We start from the raw sequence: 18,578 nt of genomic DNA, 5'->3' as shown, positions 1-18,578 counted from the left end.
TATTGCGCCGGCCTCCGACACGAGGGAGCCGTTACCGTCTCCAGCGACGCTTTACGTGCGGGAGCGTTTGGTTCGACAATGCTGCTGTCTCCCGTCGCCTACATCGGCGTCTCTATCGCGGTCGGGCTGTCGTTCGGGGTCCTGTTACAGAAGGCGCGGTTCTGCTTCGTCAGCGCCTTCCGCGACTTCGTCGCGTTCAAGGACACCCGCGTGCTGAAAGGGCTGCTCGCCGGCATCGCCGTGATGACCGTGTTCTGGAGCGTCCAGGCCACGTTCGGCTACTTCCGCGGCTTCTGGACGCCCGCGTGGGGGCTCGGATCGCTGTTCGGCGGGTTCGTCTTCGGGCTCGGGATGACCCTCGCCGGCGGCTGCGCGTCCGGCACCCTCTACCGCGCCGGACAGGGGTACCTCCAGTTCTGGCTCGTACTCTTCTTCATGTTCGTCGGCTACGTCCTCTTCGCGTTCGCGTTCCCCGTCGCGGAGACGTACTACTTCCAGACGCTGAACCCGTTCGAGGGCCAGACGCTGTACCTCTCGCTGCCGTTCTCGCCGGCGATCACCGGGGCCGCCGCGGTCGCGCTCGGCACCCTCGCGTACGCGTTCGTGAAGGGCCGGAGCCAACTCCCCGACGACCCCTCCGGGGGGGCCGGCGTGGGGGCCGACACCCGCGCGCAGGCCGCGATCGGCGCCTCCCGAACCCTCTCGGCCGTCTCGGTCGGGCTGCGCGGCATCGCCGACGGCACGGTCGAGTACGTCCGCGCGCTCCGCGACGACGACCGGCCCCTGAAAGCCCGGCTCCGCGACTCGTGGGACGCCCGGACCGCCGGCGTCGCGATGGCGCTCGTCGCCAGCCTCTGGTTCTACGTGCACGGGCACTGGGCGATCACCGGGAGCGAGGCGCGCTGGGCGGGCTACCTGCTGGCGGGCGCCGGGTTCGACGTGGCGAGCGTCGAGTACTGGGGCTCGATCCTGTTCCGCGACGGGAACATCTCGCTGACCATCGATATGGTGATGATCGCGTCGCTGATCGTCGGCTCCTTCATCGCCGCGTACGCCTCCGGCGACTTCCGGGTCCGGAAGCCGAAGCTGAACCGCGTCCCGAACTACGCGGTCGGCGGGCTCCTGATGGGCGTCGGCTCACGGCTCGCCGCGGGCTGCAACATCGCGAACCTCTTCTCCGGGGTCGCGCTGCTGTCGGTCCACTCCTTCTTGGCCGGCGCGGGGATCATCCTCGGCGTCTACGTGATGACCCACTACATGTACCGCGAGGTCGGCTGCGCGATCTGAGCGGGACGAGGCGCCTCCGGTTCCCGGAGGTCGCGAGTCGACGCCTGCGGTCTACACCTCGACGTCGAAGGCGGCGGCGACGGATCCGCCTCCCGCGCCCCCGTCGCCGAGGACTCCGTGATAGACGAACCGGTACCGTCCCGAAACGAGGTCCGGACAGACTCGGACGCGGTCCGCGTGCCGGCTCGCCTCGGCTATTCCGGCCTCGGTCAGCTCGAGGTTCCACCTGTGGCCGCCGTCGACATCCTCGTCGGTGTTGCTCGGGTCGCGGTCCGTCTCGACGGCGCGGAGCTCGACCCATCCCCCTTCCGTGAACAGCTCGACGTTCCACTTGTCCGAGTTGCCCCTCTCGGGGGCCGTCAGCGTGAGTTCGGCCGTGTCCCCGTATTCGTAGGCCAGTGAGTCGACGCGTATCGAGGCGTTTCCCGCGTCGCCCCATCGCAGTTCGTCCGGATCGTACCCCGCCGGATACCGGTCGAACGCGTCGTCTTCGCAGGTGAACTCCGCCGGCACGCGGTCCGGATCAGTGTCGGGTCGGACGGTGTCTCCGGAGGCGGCGAGACATCCCGAAACAGCCGCGAGCACCGTGCCACTGCCGACGCTCGCTACAAGATCCCGGCGTTTCACAGGCCGCCTGTCCGCCGCTCTCGGGTAAGTGCTTTCTGCCGGTGACCTCGGTCGGGGGCGTCGAACGCGCCGCGGTCCGCCGAGAGACCGCGGTCGAGAGCGGACACACCTCGTAGTTGAGACTACTCGGGACGGTCCGATCGGTTAAAACGAATCGCGTTCGCCGCTCAGGCGTCCGCGGGCGCGCCGGTTTCCAGATCGAAGTCCCACTCCTCGTAGCCGCCGGACATGCTGGCGACGAGCACGCCGTCCTCGACGCCCTCGTAGCTCTGGATCAGCATGGCGGCCTGCTTCGACGACTGGCCGACCGGACACGCGCAGACCACGTCGGTGTCGTCCCAGTCGATGTCGGGGACGCGGGCGGGGAGATCGCCCAGCGGGACGTTGATCGCGCCGGGGATGTGACCCTGCTCGTACTGTGCGGGCGGTCGCGTGTCGATGACGCGGATGTCGCCCTTCTCGACGCGCTCGTTGACTTCCTCGGGGGTGAGTTCCTCGACCATGGTTACTCCTTCCGCAGGAAGATGCGGTAGCGGCCGTCGCCCGACTTCCACACCTTGGCGGTCGCGTCGTCGCCGACCGCCTTCGGGACGTTCTCCGTGCTCGGGACGTGGTCGGTCTTCTGGACCAGCACGTCGCCGGGCGAGAGCCCCGCGATGGCCTTCTTCGCCTCGACCTGCGGGTACGGACAGACCTCGCCGGTCATGTCCTGTACCTCGGTCGCGTCTTCGAGGAGCGCCTCGGCGGTCTCGTCGTCGAGCTCGTCGGGCATCTCGACGACGTCGTCCCACGATGGTTGACTCATGGCGTGCCGTACGCGTCTGTCCCGGTAACCCCTTTCGTGACCGGCAGGCTTCTCCCGTATCTCTGACGGGCGACCGCCGCGCACGACCGCGGTAGCCGTCGAGAACGCCGTTTCCGTCGGACTCTTATTGAGGAGCGATCTACGGGACCCATGAGCGAGTACGCCGTCGACGAGTCGACGATCTTCGAGACGCCGCTGCTGGAGCTCGATCTCGACCTCGAGTCGGACGCGGACGTGTACGCCAAAGCCGAGTGGTTCAACCTCTACGACGCTCCGCACGGCGGCGGCTCGGTCAAGTCGCGCATCGCGAAGGGGATGTTGGACGGCGCAGAGGAGCGCGGGGACCTCGACTCCGGCGTCACCGTGATCGAGCCGACCTCCGGCAACACCGGCAGCGAGGTCGCGCGCCTCGCGAACGCCCGCGGCTACGACGTGGAGATCGTCATGCCGGACAACGCCGCGGGCGGGAAGGTGGAGGCGGTCCGGGACGCGGGCGCGGAGATCCACTTCGTCGACGCCAACCTCGGCTACGACGCGGTGATCGAGCGCTGCGAGGCGATCATCGCCGAGGACCCCGACGCCTACTACCGGCCGAACCAGTACGAGAACCCGGACAACCCCGGCACCCACAAGCGCACGACCGCCCGCGAGATCTACGAGGCGACCAACGGCGACGTGACCCGGTTCGTCGCCGGGGTCGGTACCGGGGGGACGATCACCGGGACGGGACGCGGCCTGACCGACCTGACCGACGGGAGGGCCGAGATCGTGGGCTTCGAACCGGACGAGCAGCTCCACGCCATCGACGGGCTGAAATACCTCAAGTCGGGCGACCACTACCACCCCGACACGTACGACGAGTCGGTGCTCGACCGGACGGAGTACGCCACGACCTCGGACGCCTACGACCAGGCGCGGGCGCTCCGCGAGCGCTACCAGGACCGCGAGATCGCGATCGCGGACCCCGGCCAACACGACGAGGCGACGGTCCGGGACCACCTCCGCGTCGACGACCAGTTCGTCATCGGCACGTCCGCCGGCGCGGGCGCCGCCGTGGTGGCGAACCTCGACGCGGCAGGCGACCTCGACGACGACGATGTCGTCGTGTTCATGCTGTGCGACCGCGGCGACAAGTACGCGGACATCCCGCTCTGGGAAGACTACTTATAAGCGAGACGTCGAACGGGCGGAGGACTGACCGGTAACGACCGGAGAAGGACGGTTACCGACCGCCGCTGGCGGCCGGGATGACGCGGACCTGCGCGTCCGCCGGGACCTCGGCGTCGAGGCCGTCGACGGGCGTTCCCTCGACGTAGACGTTGATGAACTCCTTGATCTCGCCGTCCTCGATGACGCTGTCTCTGAGCTCCGGTCCGTGTTCGTCCGCGTGGTTCTCGAACAGTTCGCGGACCGTCTCGCCGGCGACCTCGACCTCCGAGGTCGAGGATCCCCCGACCAGCACGGCCGGCAGTTTGATCGTTGCCATACCTCCGGTTCGCCGTCCTCACCAAAAAGGGGTCCGTCGACGGCAAGCTACACCCCGGCCTAACACGACCGGGTGACCGAGGAGTACCGGCCCTTTCCGCCGATCGGAGGCGATACACGGGCGGCTCGGCTGGCGGCAGAGGGGCCCGCCGAGCGGTCGTGCGCCCCGAGCGCACCTCCGAGAAGGCGGCAGTACCTCCGGTGGGCGGCTGGCTTATGAGTTTCCGGTGCGTACCGTCGTCAATGAGCGATCTCGACCTCGATCCCACTCAGCTCGATCGGTACTCCAGACACATCATCATGGACGACGTGGGCCCCGAGGGCCAGAAGGACCTGCTCGACGCCGAAGTGCTCGTGCTCGGCGCGGGCGGGCTCGGCGCGCCGATCATCCAGTACCTCGCCGCGGCCGGCGTCGGCACCCTCGGGATCGCCGACGACGACGAGGTGGAGCTGTCGAACCTCCAGCGCCAGGTGATCCACGGGAACGACGACGTGGGGCGCAAGAAGGTCGACTCCGCCGCCGACTTCGTCGAACAGCTCAACCCCGACATCGACGTACGGAAACACGAGCTCCGCGTCCGCCCCGACAACATCGAGGAGCTCATCGACGGCTACGACTTCGTCGTCGACGGCACGGACAACTTCGCGACGCGGTACCTCGTCAACGACGCCTGCACGCTCGCCGGGATCCCCTTCTCGCACGGCTCCATCTTCAAGTTCGAGGGGCAGGTGACGACGTTCGCGGGCGACGACGACTCGCCGTGTTACCGCTGTCTGTTCCCCGAGGCGCCGCCGGCCGGGATGGTCCCGAACTGCGCGACCGCCGGCGTCCTCGGCGTCCTCCCCGGCACCGTCGGCTGCCTGCAGGCGACGGAGACGGTCAAACACATCATCGGCGAAGGGGAGACCCTCGACGGCTCCATGCTCTTCTTCGACGCGCTCGACATGGAGTTCGACAAGGTGGAGATCCCCAAGCGCGACGACTGCCCCGTCTGCGGCGACGACCCCGCCATCGAGTCGGTCCACGACGTGGAGTACTCCGCGTCCTGCGCCATCGACGTCGGCGGCGACGAGGCGGAGCCGGAGATCGAAGCGAGCGACTGACCGCCTTGGCTCCCGCGCGGTGAGCGCGGGCCCGCCGCACCACACTTATCCGACGGTCCGACGAACCGTCGCCACATGACCGACGAGCCGAGCGGCCGCAACCTCGACGGCGACGCGCCGGTCGCGGAGGCCGTCGTCGAGACGGAGGAAGCGACGATCACCGAGGACGCCGAGCTCGAGCGCACCATCGGCCTGACGGGCGGCCTCGCCATCGGGATCGGGACGATGATCGGGGCCGGGATCTTCGTGTTCCCCGGCCTCGCCGGCGGCGAGATCGGCACGGCCGCGAGCGCCTCGTTCGCGGTCGGCGGGGTGATCGCGCTCCTCGTCGCGCTCCCGACCTCGGAGCTGGCGACCGCGATGCCGCGGAGCGGCGGCGGCTACTACTTCATCTCGCGCGGGCTCGGGACGCTCGCCGGGACCGTCATCGGGCTGTCGCTGTGGCTCGGACTGGTGTTCGCCACCGCCTTCTACCTCGTCGGGCTCGGGTACTACGCGCTCGACGCGCTCGCGCAGGTCGGGGTCACGGTCGGTGCGAGCTCGGAGGCCATCGTCTCCGCCATCGCCGTCCTCGCCGGCGTCGCGTTCACCGTCCTGAACGTCACCGGCACCGAGAACGCCGCGAAGCTCCAGAACGGCATTGTCGCGCTGCTGCTCTCGATGCTGACCGCCTTCCTCGGGTTCGGACTCTTAGAGGCGTTCGGGGTCATCGCCGTCGACACCCCGCCCGGGCAGGCCGCGGACGTCTGGGAGGCCGTGCCGATCCTCTCGGTCGCCGCGCTCGTGTTCACCTCCTACCTCGGGTTCGCGCAGGTCGCAACGGTGGCTGGAGAGATGAAGGACCCCGGACGGAACCTCCCGCTGGCGATGGTCGGCTCCGTGGTGATCGTCACGGTCATGTACGTGTTGACCATCTTCGTCGCGACGAACATCTTCACGCGGGACACGCTGTTGGCGTCCGGCGAGACCGCCATGGTCGAGGTCGGCCGGGCGCTCCTCGGGCCGGCCGGGGCGCTGGTGATAATCGTCGGCGGCCTGCTCGCGACGATGTCGTCGGCGAACGCGTCGATCCTCAGCACCTCCCGGGCGATCTACGGGGTCTCGAAGGACGCGCTCCTCCCGCGGTGGGCGAGCCGGATCAACCTGCGGTACGGCACGCCACACGTGGCGCTCGGCATGGCCGGCGGCCCGGTGGTCGTGCTGGCGGCGACCGGCCAGGTACAGCTGCTCGCCGAGGTCGCCTCCTTCCTCCACCTCATCATGTACGGGCTGATGTGCGTCGCGCTCGTCGCCATCCGCCGAGACCGGCCCGAGTGGTACGACCCCGACTTCGTCGTTCCCGGGGGACCGGTCATCCCCGTCCTCGGCGCGCTCGCCAGCTTCGGCCTGATCGCCTTCATGGACCGGCTCTCGATCGGCGTGGGGGCCGCGGTCATCGCCGTCACGGCCGGATGGTATTTCTACTACGCCCGCGACGTGGAACTCAAGGGGGCCCTGTAATGACACGAGTGCTCGTTCCCGTCGCGGTACTGGAGGGCGAAACGGTCTCGCCCGGCCTGATGTCGCTGCTCGGCACCGTCGACGTGACGGTGCTCGGCCACCACGTCCTGCCGGAACAGACGCCGCCGGATCAGGCGCGGCTCCAGTTCGAGGAGCGCGCCACGGCCGCGCTGGAGGACCTGAGCGAGGAGTTCCGGGCCGCCGGCGGCGCCGCCGACCACCGGCTCGTGTTCACGCACGACCGCGAGCAGACGGTCCAGCGGGTCGCCGACGAGGTCGGGGCGAACGCGCTCGCCGTCTCCAGGCCGACCGGCGACGTCGAACGGGTCCTCGTGTCGCTCTCGGGCGACGTCGACGCCGACCGGATCCTCTCGTTCGTCGAGACGCTGGTCGGCGACCGCGACGTCGGGGTCACGCTGTTCCTCGCGGCGGGGGCGGAGATGCCCGACGAGGCCGCGACGGACGACGCCGCGACCGACGACGCCGACCCGACCGATGCGACCGACCCCGGAGTGGCGGACGAGCAGAACGGCGCGGTCGACGGGAGCGACGGAGACGAAGCGCGACTGGAGGCCGCGGCCGATCGGCTCCGCGAGGCGGGGATCGACGCGACCACGGAGCGAGCGACGGAGGGGTCGGCGTTCGACGCGCTGATCGACGCGGCCGCCGGCCACGACGCCGTCGTGATGGGGGAGCGCGCGCCCTCGTTCCGCTCCTTCTTCTTCGGCGACGAGAGCGGTCGGGTCGCGGCCGCCTCGGTTGGCCCAGTTCTCGTGGTTCGGAAGCGGGAGGAGCCCGCCGAGGGCGACCCCGACGCGACGCCCGACGGCGAGGAGTAGCGCGGCGGGACGCGGCGCTATTTAAAAGGGGTCTACCGCTCGTTTAAAACACCTACCGTTCGCTTCGCACAGAGACCGTCTCCTGCTCGAACCCGTCGTCGTCGCCGCGCCAGCGCCACGAGCCGACGAACGGGTAGCCGTCGAGCGCGCAGATGACGTACGAGTGGTCGGGCCACGTGGCCCGCGCGGCGTCCGTCTCGCTCGGGTGCGTCGGCCCGGTCGGGTGCGAGTGGTAGAAGCCGACCACGTCGAGCCCGTCGTCCTCGACCGTCTCGATGAGCTCGAACTGCTCCTCGGGGTCGATCAGGTAGCGGATCTCCGGCGTCTCGGCGACGTTCTCCGCCTCGTAGGTGCGCTCGACGACGCTCGGCTCGCCGTCGTCGCCGTGCCTCCCCGCGAGGACGCCGCAGATCTCGGCCTCGCCGCCCTCGTACGCGTGGTACACGATGTCGTCGTAGACCGCCCGCGAGAGTTCGATCATGGGTGGTGTGAGGGGGCTCCGACCGATAAGTCCGTCCCGTCCGGCAAGCGACGCGCCGCGTCAGAGGTAGCGGCAGGGGTTGGCCGGCGCGGAGCCTTTTTACCGTCCCCTCCGGAAGCGCCCGTATGAGCGACACCGCGGCGGAATCGCCCGCGCCGACCGCCGACGAGGCGCTGCACACGACGCTCGACATGCCGTTCGACGACGCGGTCCCGTTCGTGCAGATCGAACACGAGCTCGCCGACTTCGAGACGGTCCGCGTCACCCGGCTCGACGAGATGATCGAGGGAATGTTGGGCCACGACGACGTGGAGCGCACCGCCCTGATCGTCGTCTGTCACCCGGAGATCGCGTACGACGCGCTCTCGATCGACCCGACGCTCGCCGGGATGTTACCGTGTACCACCCTCGTGTACGAACGCGAGGGCGACGACCGCGTGCACGTCCACCACGTGTCGGCGACGAAGGCGATCCGGGACCTGGGCTGCGCGCCGGGCGACTGCGGCGACGCCGTCGACGACCTCGTGGAGAAGACCGGCGATCTGATGACGGTCGTCTGGGAGAACATCGAGGAGCACGGGACGGAGTAGCGCGGTCGAGGCTCTTTTTAAATACCTTCGACGCGCCTGAGCTTCTCGCGCACGTCCCCCGGCGTGGCGTACGGGCCGCCCTGTACGCGGTGGTCCGGAAAGAGGATCGGGATCGGGTTCTCGCGGAGCGCGTCGGTCACCAGCTCTAAGTCCTCCGGGTCGTCGGCGTCGAGCGCGGCCAGCCGCGTCAGGCGGCTGACCGATACCTCCTCGCCGTAGGGGATCGTTTCGAGCGCTTCGAGGACCCCGCGGCGGTCGGTCGGCACCGTGAGCCCGGTTTCGACGTCGTCGAACGCGTCGCGCTCGCCGCCGACGTACGCCTCGATCCGGTCGAGCAGGTCGTGGTCGGCCGAGGCGTCGTCCGGCGCCGTCGCCGGGAACGACACCGAGATGACGCGGCCGCCGGCGAAGCCGACCTCGACGGCCCGTTCGATCCCCTCGACGTCGCGGGCGAAGACGCCCGACGTTCCCGTCGTGTCCATACCCGCGATCCGTGACCGCGACGGTTAAATCGACGGGAGACGCCGGCGTCGCGGGCCGCGATCGCGGGGGGATCGCCGGACGGGGCCCGTCGCGCAGGGACAACCGCGCCCGCAAGCCTTATGAACAGATACGTGCATTAGTGTACACTAATGGAGGATCAATCCGAGCTGGCCCCGGCGGTCAGATCGATCCTGTCGGCGGCCCGCGACCGGGCGGCCGAGGGCCGATCCGGCGAGGTCGCCGTCGATCCGCGCGGCCTGCGGGCGGCGTTCGACCGCGCGGAGGCGGACGGGCGCGTCCCCGTGATCGCCGAGGTCAAGCCCACGAGCCCGACGACGGAGGGGACCCGCGAGGACGACCCGGTCGCGCTCGCGGAGGGGATGGTGGCCGGGGGCGCGGCCGCGCTGAGCGTGCTCACCGAGCCGGAGCACTTCGGCGGGAGCACCGACACGCTCGAACGCGTGCGCGAGGCGGTCGACGTGCCGGTCCTCCGGAAGGACTTCGTCGTCGCGGAGTCGCAGCTCGACGCGGTCGAGAGCGACGTGGTCCTGCTCATCGCCCGGTTCGTGGGCGACGACCTCCCCGACCTGCTCGCCGCCGCCCGCGACCGCGGCTTCCAGGTCCTCGTCGAGGTCCACGACCGCGACGAGCTGGAGCGCGCCCTCGACGCGGGCGCCACGACGATCGGCGTGAACAACCGCGACCTCGCGGAGCTGGTCGTCGATCTCGGAACCTTCGAGTCGGTGGCGCCCCACGCCCCCGACGACGTGACGCTGATCGCCGAGAGCGGGATCGGCTCGCCCGCCGACGTTCGGCGGATGCGCGCCGCGGGCGCCGACGCCCTCCTCGTCGGCAGCGCGATCATGGACGGCGACGTGACGGCGAACACGCGGGAGCTGGTGCGGGCGGAGGCCGACGCGGAGGCGTCGGATCCGGCCGAGACGGACGCGGCGGACGCGGAGCGGACGGAGACAACGGAGCACACCACATGAGCGAGACCGACACGCGGACGACGGACGAGGCGGAGAGCGCGCGACGGCCGGGACGCGAGCGCGGCCGAGAGGACGGGAAGTTCGGCCGCTACGGGGGCCAGTACGTCCCCGAGGCGCTGATGCCCGCGATCGAGGAGCTGACCGACGCCTACGAGCGCTACGTCCTCGACAACGAGGACGGCTTCATGGACGAGTTCCGCGAGCGGCTCGCGGACTTCGGCGGCCGGCCGACGCCGCTCCAGCGCGCCGACCGGCTCTCGGAGCGCTACGACACGGAGGTGTACCTGAAACGGGAGGACCTCGTGCACGGCGGCGCGCACAAGCTGAACAACGCCCTCGGACAGGTCCTCTTAGCGAAGTACATGGGCAAAGAGCGGATCATCGCCGAGACCGGCGCCGGCCAGCACGGCACCGCGACCGCGATGGCGGCCGCCCACCTCGACATGCCCTGCACGATCTACATGGGCGAGCGCGACATCAACCGCCAGCGCCCGAACGTCTTCCGGATGAAGCTCAACGGGAGCGAGGTGAAGCCGGTCACCACGGGCCGCGGGACGCTGAAGGAGGCCATCTCCGAGACGATGCGCGACTGGGCGGCGACGGTGGAGGACACCCACTACGTGATCGGCTCGATCGTCGGGCCACACCCGTTCCCGGTGATGGTCCGCGACTTCCAGGCGGTCATCTCCGAGGAGGCGCGCGAGCAGTCGATCGAGAAGACCGGCGGCCTCCCGACGGACGTGGTCGCCTGCGCGGGGGGCGGCTCGAACACGATGGGGTCGTTCGCCGAGTTCGTCGACGACGAGGCGGTCGACTTACACGCCGTGGAGGCCGGTGGCTCGACGCTGGAGGTCGACGAGGAGGCGGGGGTCGCCCCGAACTCGGCGTCGCTGTTCGCGGGCGACGAGGGCGTGCTCCACGGCGCGCGCACGAAGCTCCTGCAGGACTCCGACGGCCAGATCATGGAGAGCCACTCGGTGTCCTCCGGGCTCGACTACGCCGGCGTCGGCCCGGAGCTCGCGTACCTCGTCGACGAGGGGCGGGTGAGCCCGGTCGCGGTCGACGACGACGCCGCGCTGGAGGGGTTCCACCGGCTCTCCTCGACCGAGGGGATCATCCCGGCGCTGGAGACCGCACACGCGTTCGGGTTCGTAGAGGAGCACCACGAGGAGCTCGGCGAGCGCGTCGTCGTGAACGTCTCCGGGCGCGGCGACAAGGACCTCGACGCCGCCATCGAGGAGACGGACAAGCGCGACATCGCCGGCGCGCCCGACATGTCGATGTTCACGGGGGGGATCTGAATGGCGGACGCCGGCAACTCGGCCGCGATCGCCGAGGCGTTCGCCGACGGCCCCGCCTACGTCCCCTACCTCGTCGTCGGCGACCCGGACTACGACTCCTCGAAGGCGTACGTCGAGGCGCTCGACCGCGGCGGCGCCGACGTGATCGAGCTCGGGCTCCCCTTCTCCGAACCCATCGCTGAGGGGTCGACGATCCAGGAGGCGCTCGTTCGCTCGCTCGACGCGGGGATGACGCCGGACCGGTTCTTCGCGTTCGCGGAGGAGCTGGACGTCGACGCCGCCCTAGTGTGTATGACGTACTACAACCTCATTTATCAGTACGGGTCCGGAAAGACGCGAAGCGCCTCGGACGCGAGCGGTGAAACCGCGAGCGCCGGCCCGCGCCCCTTCGTCGAGCGCGCCGCCGCCGCGGGCATCGAGGGGCTCGTCGTCCCGGACCTCCCGGCGGAGGAGGCCGACCCGCTGCGGGAGGCCTGCGACGAGTTCGGGCTCGATCTGGTGTTCATCGTCGCGCCGACCACACAGGGAGACCGCCTCGACCGGATCATGGCCAACGTCTCGGGGTACGTCTACGTCCAGGCGCGGCTCGGGACCACCGGCGCGCGCAGCGACGTGTCCGACCAGACCACCGAGAGCCTCGACCGGCTCCGCGAGTACGACGTGCCGAAGGCGGTCGGGTTCGGCATCTCGACGGGCGAGCACGCCGAGCGCATCGTCGCCGGCGGCGCCGACGGGATCATCGTCGGCTCGGCGCTGGTCGACATCGTGGCCGAGGGCGTCGAGGACGACCTCTCGACCGCGGCGGTCGCCGACCGGCTGGAGGCGCTCTCGCGGGAGCTGAAGGACGGCGCGGAGCGCGGCTACGCCGCCCGCGTCGAGGCGGCGGAGGCGGCGGAATCGACTCCGCCCGAGTCGCGGTGACCCCGGCTTCGAGCCAATACGTCCCCGAACGAAACCCACTTACCTACGATTGCCACACTCTCACACAACGACCGACACCAATATGACAGCAGGACTCTCGGCACGACTCGACCGCATCTCCACGAACGACCGATACCTCATCGTCCCCATGGACCACGGGCTCACGATGGGCGCCGTCGACGGCCTCGTCGACATCGAGTCGACGATCGACGGCGTAACGAGCGGCGGCGCGGACGCGGTGCTCACCCAGCGGGGGATCGCGCCGCGCGTCCACGAGCACAAGAACGACGCGGGGTACATCGTCCACCTCAACGGGTCGACGACGATCGGGCCCGACGAGAGCGACAAGCGCGTCACCGGGACCGCGGAGGATGCCGTCCGGGCCGGCGCCGACGCCGTCTCCTTCCACATCAACGTCGGCTCCGACCACGAGCCGGACCAGATCGAGGAGCTCGCGGAGCTGACCGCCGACGCCGAGCGCCTCGGGCTCCCCGTCCTCGCGATGGCGTACGCGCGCGGCCCGGGCGTCGACGAGACCGACCCCGAGGCGCTCGGGCACGCGGTGCGGCTCGCCGAGGAGGTCGGCGCCGACGTAGTAAAAACGGGATACTCCGGCGACGGCGACTCGTTCGAGCGCGTCACGGAGTCGACGCGGCTCCCGGTCGTCATCGCCGGGGGGTCGAAGGGGACCGACCGCGACACCGTAGAGATGGTCCGCGGCGCGATGGACGGCGACGCGGCCGGCGTCTCGATGGGGCGGTCGATCTTCCAGCACGATGACCCGGAGGGGATCGCCCGCGCCGTGTCGGCGGTCGTCCACGAGGACGCGTCGGTCGAGGAGGCGCTCGCCGCGGGCGGGTTCGTCGAGGCGTAGACGTCGAGCCGTAGGCGTCGAGGCGTTTCGGCGGCCCGGCTCAGCAGGCGGCCCGCATCTGCTCTTCCGGCTCCGGCTCGCCCACCGGTCCGTTCGGATCCACCGGCTGCTCGACGTGGAAGACGGTCACGGACTCCACGCTGCGGTCCGTTCGCTCACAGACGTAGTCCGCCACCGGTCGATACCGCGACTCTCCGGCGTTCTTCATCCTGAACCCGAACTGGTGCCAGAGGGTCGTCGGATACGTCTCCGCCGCGTCCGGCGGCGGGTCGTACGTGACCGCCTCCCCGTCGCGCATGTCGACCGAATCGCCCGATTCGAGCGTCCCCCGGACGACGTACCAGCCGGAGGCGTCCGGCGGGTTCGGCGCGAAGAACGACCAACTCACTTCCGACAGTTCACCGCTCGATTCCGACGCCGGGAGGTCGACGAGTCCGATCCCCGCGGCCTGCCACCACACGAGCGCGAGGAAGAAGCCCACGAGCAGCAGGGCCGATCCCACCCGGATCCCGCGACGCACCCGTGAGGGAGCCGGAGACGCGGCCGCGGTCGCGCTTTCGCCGTCGCTTCGGTCGCCCCACTTTGCGCGTCCCCCGTCGCTGCGGGACGCGCGCTCGGCGGGTCGAGCGGAGCCGCGGAGCTTCGACGTGGCGGCCTCGACGAGGTTCCAGGCCCCGGGCGGGAAAAACAGGAGCAGGACCGAGATCATGACGAACGGGAACACGGCGAGCCGCATCGTCGCGGCCATGCCGAGGTGCGCGGAGACGAACGCGAGCGCGACTCCGGCCCTGAGCCACCCGGTCGCGACGACCAGCAGAACGGACGCCGAGAGGAGCGCGATCCAGAGCCAGTTTATGATCGCGAGGACTGCGGCGTGCTCCGAGACGAACGGACCCATCCCCACGATAAACTCCTCCAACTGGAAGATACGAGGGACCGCGACCCCCGACATCCACGCGTCGCTCTGGTACTTAGAGACCGCGTTCGCCGCGTAGATCGACACGAGCGTCAGGAGCGTGACGGCCGTTCCGAGCGAACAGACTCGGGGATCGGCGCCGTGCTCCGGCTCGTCACCGGCCTCTCCCCCGGCGTCGTCCCGATCGGTATCGCCGCTCCGGCGATCCGCGTTGAGCGACCACCGAGCGTCGAGCGGGAGAAAGAGGCTCAGGAAGAGGAACACGACCAGAATCGTGTTCCCGCCGTTGATCACGTACGGGTTCCGAGCGTACAGCGACGCGAGCAGGACGAGCGAGAGACCCGTCGATGTCCGCGTTCGATAGCCGACGAGCAGGCAGCCGGCGGCGCAAACCGCGGTCGCGAGGAGCCCCGTCTGCACCCACGCCGAACCCGACACCGCGTGGATCGAAACGCGCTCTAACAGCGGCAGGACCTCCGCGAGCGTCGAGCGCGGCAGGACGCCGTCGTCCGTGTAAAACGTCCGTACCGCCGGCAGCCGATAGACCAGCAGGTCCCCCAGAAGGAGGAGCGCCACCGCGATCCGGAACGCGCCGAGCGCTCGGGGATCGATCCCGAGGTGCGGCCTGGCGCGCTCGCGGAGGGTGTCGCGCGCCGCGGCGCATCGAGAGCGCGCCTTCGAGAGGCGCTTGCGTGGTGGCGTCATTCGGGTGTGTGATCTAAACGATGTGATCTCTCTGATAAGTGCTTTGTCGTCTCCGAGGCCCCCCTATCGAGCGCAACGCCCGACCCTTTCGCAGTTTTCAAGCCCGCCCGCCGTGAGGTTCCGACAATGACACGCACGGTCTGGGTGAAAGCCGACGGCGAGGTCGGCGACTGGGAGGCGCGCAAGCGACGGATCACGGCCGCCATCGAGGCCGGCGCGGACTGGGTGCTCGTCGACGAGGGCGACGTGGGGCGCGTCCGAGAGCTCGGCGACGTGAACGTCGCCGCCTTCCGTTCGGACGCCGACGTGATCGACGACGCCGAGAGCGACGCCGAGGCCGACGCCTACTTCGTCGGGAAGGGCGGCGAGGGCGACGGCACCATCGACATGCCCGAGGACCTGTCGGGCTCCGCGGACCTGACCACGCTCCGCCGGCGCGACGACCGCGCGCAGGGCGCGTACGTCCGGGTGCTCGGCACCGAGTACGAGCGCTTCGCGCAAGAGGCGGCCGCGGACGCCGAGTTCACGGTGATCGTCGGCGAGGACTGGTCGATCATCCCGCTGGAGAACCTGATCGCGCGGGTCGGCGAGGAGACGCACCTCGTCGCGGGCGCGACCACCGCCGCGGAGGCGAAGACCGCCTTCGAGACGCTGGAGATCGGCGCCGACGGCGTCCTCCTCGACGCCGACTCCCCGGACGAGATCCGCGGCGCTGTCGAGGCCCGCGACGCCGCCGACCGCGAGACGCTCGACCTGCGACACGCCGAGGTGACCGAGATCGAACAGACCGGGATGGCCGACCGGGTCTGTATCGACACCGGCTCGCTGATGGACGACACGGAGGGGATGCTCGTGGGATCGATGTCGCGCGGGCTGTTCTTCGTCCACGCGGAGACCGCGGAGTCGCCGTACGTCGCCTCGCGCCCGTTCCGCGTGAACGCCGGCGCGGTCCACGCGTACGTCCGCAACGCCGAGGGCGGCACCAACTACCTCGCGGAGCTGGCGAGCGGCGACGAGGTCCAGGTCGTCGACACCGACGGGCACACCCGAGAGGCGGTCGTCGGCCGCGTGAAGATCGAGAAGCGCCCGATGTTCCGGATTCAGGCCGAGGTGGAGACGGACGAGGGGACCGACCGGATCGAGACGCTCATCCAGAACGCCGAGACGGTGAAGATCGCCACGAGTGAGGGGCGGAAGGCGGTCACAGAGGTCGAGCCCGGCGACGAGGCGCTCGTCTACTACGAGGACGTGGCGCGCCACTTCGGCGAGGCGGTCGAGGAGAGCATCATCGAGAAGTAGCGAGACTGAGCGAAGCGAAGTCTCGTACGCGAACGGCGAAGCCGCGAGCCGAGCGGCCAACCGAAGGGAGGCCACTACCGAGGGGGATCCGGCGGCGACTCTTCGCTCCGGATCCGGTCGGCGTCGCGTCGACCCGAACGCATTTGTGTGACACGTCTGACTGCTGTCACATGGCAGTCGCGAACGAGCGCCGGCAGGTCGCAGAGTTGGGCTTCGTCGATCGGATCCGCCACCTCGCGGACGCCGCGAATCCGGCGTTCGCGGCCGGGAGCTTCCTCGTGCCGCTCGCCTTTCTCGCCGCGAGCCTCGCGCTCGCGAGCACGGAACTGCTCTTCTACACCCACGTCGCCGCGGGCGCGGTGTGGTTCGGCTTCGCCATAATCTTCCCCGCGATCATCGGCCCGACGCTCGGCGGCCTCGACGAGGAGGCGGCGGCCGCGGTGAACGCCACGCTCATTCCGAAGGCGGTCTTCTTCCTCGTCGGCTTCTCGCTGACGACGGTCCTGTCTGGCACGGTGCTTCTGACGCCCGATCTCGGGCTCGGCTACGGGTTCGCCGGCACGTGGTCGTCGATGGCGCTCGGCGTCGGCTGGGGGCTGTTCGCGTTCGGGCTCGCCGTCCCGCACCGGCTGCAGCTGTCGGCGTACTACGAGACGCTGTCGCCCGATCCGGACGGCTCGCGGCTCGAGTCGATCGAGAAGAAGAACCTCGTCGTCGGGCTGTTCGAGGGCGCCGTGATGCTCGGACTCGTCGTGTTGATGACCGGGTTCCGGCTGTAGGACGTGGCGGCGGAGTCCCGACCGTCTCGGCTCAGATCCCGTACAGCTCGCCGTACTTCTCCTCGACGTAGTCGGTGAACGCGTCCGCCGAGAACTCCTCGCCCGTCGCGCGCTCGACGAGCTCGTTCGTCTCGTAGCGGGCGCCGTGCCGGTGGACGTTCTCGCCGAGCCACTCCCGGAGCTCGTCGAACTCGCCGGCGGCGATCTTCCCGTCGAGGTCGTCGATGTCGTCCTCGGCCGCTTCGAACAGCTGGGCGGCCATCACGGAACCGAGCGAATAGGTTGGGAAGTAGCCGAAGTTGCCGTGGCTCCAGTGGATGTCCTGCAGGCACCCCTCGGCGTCGTTCTCGGGGCGGATCCCGAGGTACTCCTCGTACTTGTCGTTCCAGACCTCCGGCACGTCCTCGACCGCGAGGTCGCCGCGGACCAGGTCCCGCTCGATCTCGAACCGGACGACGATGTGGAGGTGGTAGGTGAGCTCGTCCGCCTCGACGCGGATCAGGTTGTCCTCGTGGACCTGATTGAACGCTTGGTACGCGTCCTCGACGGTGGCGTCGTCGGTCTCGGGGAAGTGCTCTTTGAAGGTCGGCAAGAATAGCTCCCAGAACTCGCGGCTGCGACCGACGTGGTTCTCCCAGAGCCGCGACTGCGACTCGTGGACCGAGAGGTCTCGCGACTCGCCGAGCGGGGTCCCGAACTCCTCCTGCGGGAGCCCGAGGTTGTACTGCGCGTGGCCGAACTCGTGGACCGTCGAGCCGATCGCGCCGAGCGGGTCGGACTCGTCGAACCGGGTCGTCACCCGGCAGTCGAACTGGTTGCCCGCGGTGAACGGGTGCGAGGAGACGTCGAGCCGGCCGCGGTCGAAGTCGTAGCCGACCAGTTCGAGCGTCTCGCGCGCGAGCGCCTCCTGCTCCTCTTCGGGGAACGTCCCCTCGAAGGTGTCGACGGCGAGGTCGGCGTCGGACTCGCGGATCGCGTCGATCATCGGGACGAGCGTCTCCCGCAGCTCCGTCAGGATCGACTCCGCGCGCTCCATCGAGAGGCACGGCTCGAACTCCTCGAAGAGCACTTCGTAGGGGTCCCGGTCGGGGTCGATGTGCTCGGCGTACTCGCGTTTTAGCTCGACGTGCTTCTCAAGGTGGGGGGCGAACGTATCGAAGTCGTCCTCGGCCTTCGCCTCCTCCCACGCCTGCAGCGCCTCCGTACCGGTCTCGGAGATCTCCTCGACGAGGTCGACGGGGACGGCGTCGGCGCGCTCGTACTCGCGCCGGACCTCGCGCACGACGGCGGCCTGCTCGTCGGTGAGGTCGGCGTCGGCGAGTTCGTCGAGCAGCTCGCCCGTCTCCGCGTCGGTGACCATGTCGTGGCGGACCGAGGAGAGCGTCGAGAGCTGCTTCGAGCGGGCGGGGGTGCCGCCCTCGGGCATCATCACCTGCTGGTCCCAGCCGAGCACGCCGGCCGCGCTCCCGACCGCGTTCCACTTCCGAACCCGGTCTAAGAGGGCGTCGTACGCGTCCGGGGCGTCGGCTGCGTCGTCGGCCGCGGCTTCCGTTGCCATACCTCGCGGATCGGCCGCGTCGGTTAAGAAGG

The 18,578-nt window shown here is 69.8% G+C and carries 20 protein-coding genes; 12 read left to right on the top strand and 8 right to left on the bottom strand.

What is annotated here, in order from left to right; all coding sequences use genetic code 11:
• The first annotated feature begins 78 nt into the window (after positions 1–78).
• A complete protein-coding gene (locus tag JIN95_RS11065; RefSeq protein WP_200531492.1) occupies positions 79–1,287 on the top strand; it encodes a YeeE/YedE family protein in 1,209 nt (402 codons plus the stop codon).
• A 51-nt stretch (positions 1,288–1,338) separates the two neighbouring features.
• On the opposite strand, the gene JIN95_RS11060 is transcribed toward JIN95_RS11065, so the two are convergent.
• From JIN95_RS11060 to JIN95_RS11050, 3 genes are all read right to left on the bottom strand, one after another.
• Positions 1,339–1,914: a hypothetical protein gene (locus JIN95_RS11060; protein ID WP_200531491.1), complete on the bottom strand. Its 576-nt coding sequence runs from the start codon at positions 1,912–1,914 to the stop codon at positions 1,339–1,341.
• Positions 1,915–2,081: 167 nt separating this feature from the next.
• Entirely contained in the window at positions 2,082–2,417 is a 336-nt protein-coding gene (locus JIN95_RS11055; protein ID WP_200531490.1) for a rhodanese-like domain-containing protein, read from the bottom strand.
• Between the two features lie 2 nt (positions 2,418–2,419).
• Positions 2,420–2,719 carry a sulfurtransferase TusA family protein gene (locus JIN95_RS11050; RefSeq protein WP_095636120.1) on the bottom strand — a complete coding sequence of 100 codons (300 nt, stop codon included), beginning with the start codon at positions 2,717–2,719 and terminating at the stop codon, positions 2,420–2,422.
• Positions 2,720–2,869: 150 nt separating this feature from the next.
• On the opposite strand from JIN95_RS11050, the gene JIN95_RS11045 reads away from it, so the two are divergent.
• Positions 2,870–3,889 (top strand): pyridoxal-phosphate dependent enzyme, encoded by a 1,020-nt coding sequence (locus JIN95_RS11045; protein ID WP_095636121.1) that lies wholly within the window; start codon positions 2,870–2,872, stop codon positions 3,887–3,889.
• A 52-nt stretch (positions 3,890–3,941) separates the two neighbouring features.
• Here JIN95_RS11045 and JIN95_RS11040 read toward each other — a convergent pair whose 3' ends face one another.
• Positions 3,942–4,205: a MoaD/ThiS family protein gene (locus JIN95_RS11040; protein ID WP_095636122.1), complete on the bottom strand. Its 264-nt coding sequence runs from the start codon at positions 4,203–4,205 to the stop codon at positions 3,942–3,944.
• A 242-nt stretch (positions 4,206–4,447) separates the two neighbouring features.
• Between JIN95_RS11040 and moeB the strand changes: the two genes are divergently transcribed.
• The 3 genes from moeB (at position 4,448) to JIN95_RS11025 (ending at position 7,647) form a co-directional block, all read left to right on the top strand.
• Positions 4,448–5,308 (top strand): molybdopterin-synthase adenylyltransferase MoeB, encoded by an 861-nt coding sequence (gene moeB, locus JIN95_RS11035; RefSeq protein ID WP_095636123.1) that lies wholly within the window; start codon positions 4,448–4,450, stop codon positions 5,306–5,308.
• A gap of 75 nt (positions 5,309–5,383) precedes the next feature.
• A complete protein-coding gene (locus tag JIN95_RS11030; RefSeq protein ID WP_095636124.1) occupies positions 5,384–6,808 on the top strand; it encodes an APC family permease in 1,425 nt (474 codons plus the stop codon).
• The gene (locus tag JIN95_RS11025; RefSeq protein ID WP_200531489.1) at positions 6,808–7,647 is read left to right on the top strand and encodes a universal stress protein; all 840 of its coding nucleotides are present in this window, start codon (positions 6,808–6,810) and stop codon (positions 7,645–7,647) included. Before JIN95_RS11030 ends, JIN95_RS11025 begins: the two co-directional genes overlap by 1 nt.
• Before the next feature lie 52 nt (positions 7,648–7,699).
• Here JIN95_RS11025 and JIN95_RS11020 read toward each other — a convergent pair whose 3' ends face one another.
• Positions 7,700–8,128 carry a desampylase gene (locus tag JIN95_RS11020; RefSeq protein WP_200531488.1) on the bottom strand — a complete coding sequence of 143 codons (429 nt, stop codon included), beginning with the start codon at positions 8,126–8,128 and terminating at the stop codon, positions 7,700–7,702.
• A 125-nt stretch (positions 8,129–8,253) separates the two neighbouring features.
• Between JIN95_RS11020 and JIN95_RS11015 the strand changes: the two genes are divergently transcribed.
• Entirely contained in the window at positions 8,254–8,718 is a 465-nt protein-coding gene (locus JIN95_RS11015) for a DUF302 domain-containing protein (protein WP_200531487.1), read from the top strand.
• Positions 8,719–8,735: 17 nt separating this feature from the next.
• On the opposite strand, the gene JIN95_RS11010 is transcribed toward JIN95_RS11015, so the two are convergent.
• Complete coding sequence (locus JIN95_RS11010) at positions 8,736–9,200, bottom strand: MGMT family protein (RefSeq protein WP_200531486.1); 465 nt, start codon at positions 9,198–9,200, stop codon at positions 8,736–8,738.
• Positions 9,201–9,350: 150 nt separating this feature from the next.
• Here JIN95_RS11010 and trpC point away from each other — a divergent pair, with 150 nt between their 5' ends.
• The 4 genes from trpC to JIN95_RS10990 all read left to right on the top strand — a co-directional run bounded on the left by trpC (position 9,351) and on the right by JIN95_RS10990 (position 13,289).
• Positions 9,351–10,193: an indole-3-glycerol phosphate synthase gene (gene trpC, locus JIN95_RS11005; RefSeq protein ID WP_200531485.1), complete on the top strand. Its 843-nt coding sequence runs from the start codon at positions 9,351–9,353 to the stop codon at positions 10,191–10,193.
• The gene (gene trpB, locus JIN95_RS11000) at positions 10,190–11,494 is read left to right on the top strand and encodes a tryptophan synthase subunit beta (protein WP_095636130.1); all 1,305 of its coding nucleotides are present in this window, start codon (positions 10,190–10,192) and stop codon (positions 11,492–11,494) included. The genes trpC and trpB overlap by 4 nt, the downstream gene beginning before the upstream one ends.
• Positions 11,495–12,415 (top strand): tryptophan synthase subunit alpha, encoded by a 921-nt coding sequence (gene trpA, locus JIN95_RS10995; RefSeq protein WP_200531484.1) that lies wholly within the window; start codon positions 11,495–11,497, stop codon positions 12,413–12,415.
• Between the two features lie 82 nt (positions 12,416–12,497).
• Positions 12,498–13,289 (top strand): 2-amino-3,7-dideoxy-D-threo-hept-6-ulosonate synthase, encoded by a 792-nt coding sequence (locus JIN95_RS10990; protein ID WP_200531483.1) that lies wholly within the window; start codon positions 12,498–12,500, stop codon positions 13,287–13,289.
• A 40-nt stretch (positions 13,290–13,329) separates the two neighbouring features.
• On the opposite strand, the gene JIN95_RS10985 is transcribed toward JIN95_RS10990, so the two are convergent.
• Positions 13,330–14,910 (bottom strand): HTTM domain-containing protein, encoded by a 1,581-nt coding sequence (locus tag JIN95_RS10985; RefSeq protein WP_200531482.1) that lies wholly within the window; start codon positions 14,908–14,910, stop codon positions 13,330–13,332.
• Positions 14,911–15,036: 126 nt separating this feature from the next.
• On the opposite strand from JIN95_RS10985, the gene JIN95_RS10980 reads away from it, so the two are divergent.
• Entirely contained in the window at positions 15,037–16,209 is a 1,173-nt protein-coding gene (locus JIN95_RS10980; protein ID WP_095636134.1) for a 3-dehydroquinate synthase II, read from the top strand.
• Positions 16,210–16,379: 170 nt separating this feature from the next.
• Positions 16,380–16,988 (top strand): hypothetical protein, encoded by a 609-nt coding sequence (locus JIN95_RS10975; RefSeq protein ID WP_200531481.1) that lies wholly within the window; start codon positions 16,380–16,382, stop codon positions 16,986–16,988.
• A gap of 31 nt (positions 16,989–17,019) precedes the next feature.
• Here JIN95_RS10975 and JIN95_RS10970 read toward each other — a convergent pair whose 3' ends face one another.
• Entirely contained in the window at positions 17,020–18,546 is a 1,527-nt protein-coding gene (locus JIN95_RS10970) for a carboxypeptidase M32 (RefSeq protein WP_200531480.1), read from the bottom strand.
• Between the last annotated feature and the right edge of the window lie 32 nt (positions 18,547–18,578).

The sequence above is a fragment of the Halorubrum sp. LN27 genome, from assembly GCF_016635065.1.
GTDB classification, from domain to species: Archaea; Halobacteriota; Halobacteria; order Halobacteriales; family Haloferacaceae; genus Halorubrum; species Halorubrum salipaludis.
This window is presented reverse-complemented; position numbering and strand designations above follow the sequence as displayed.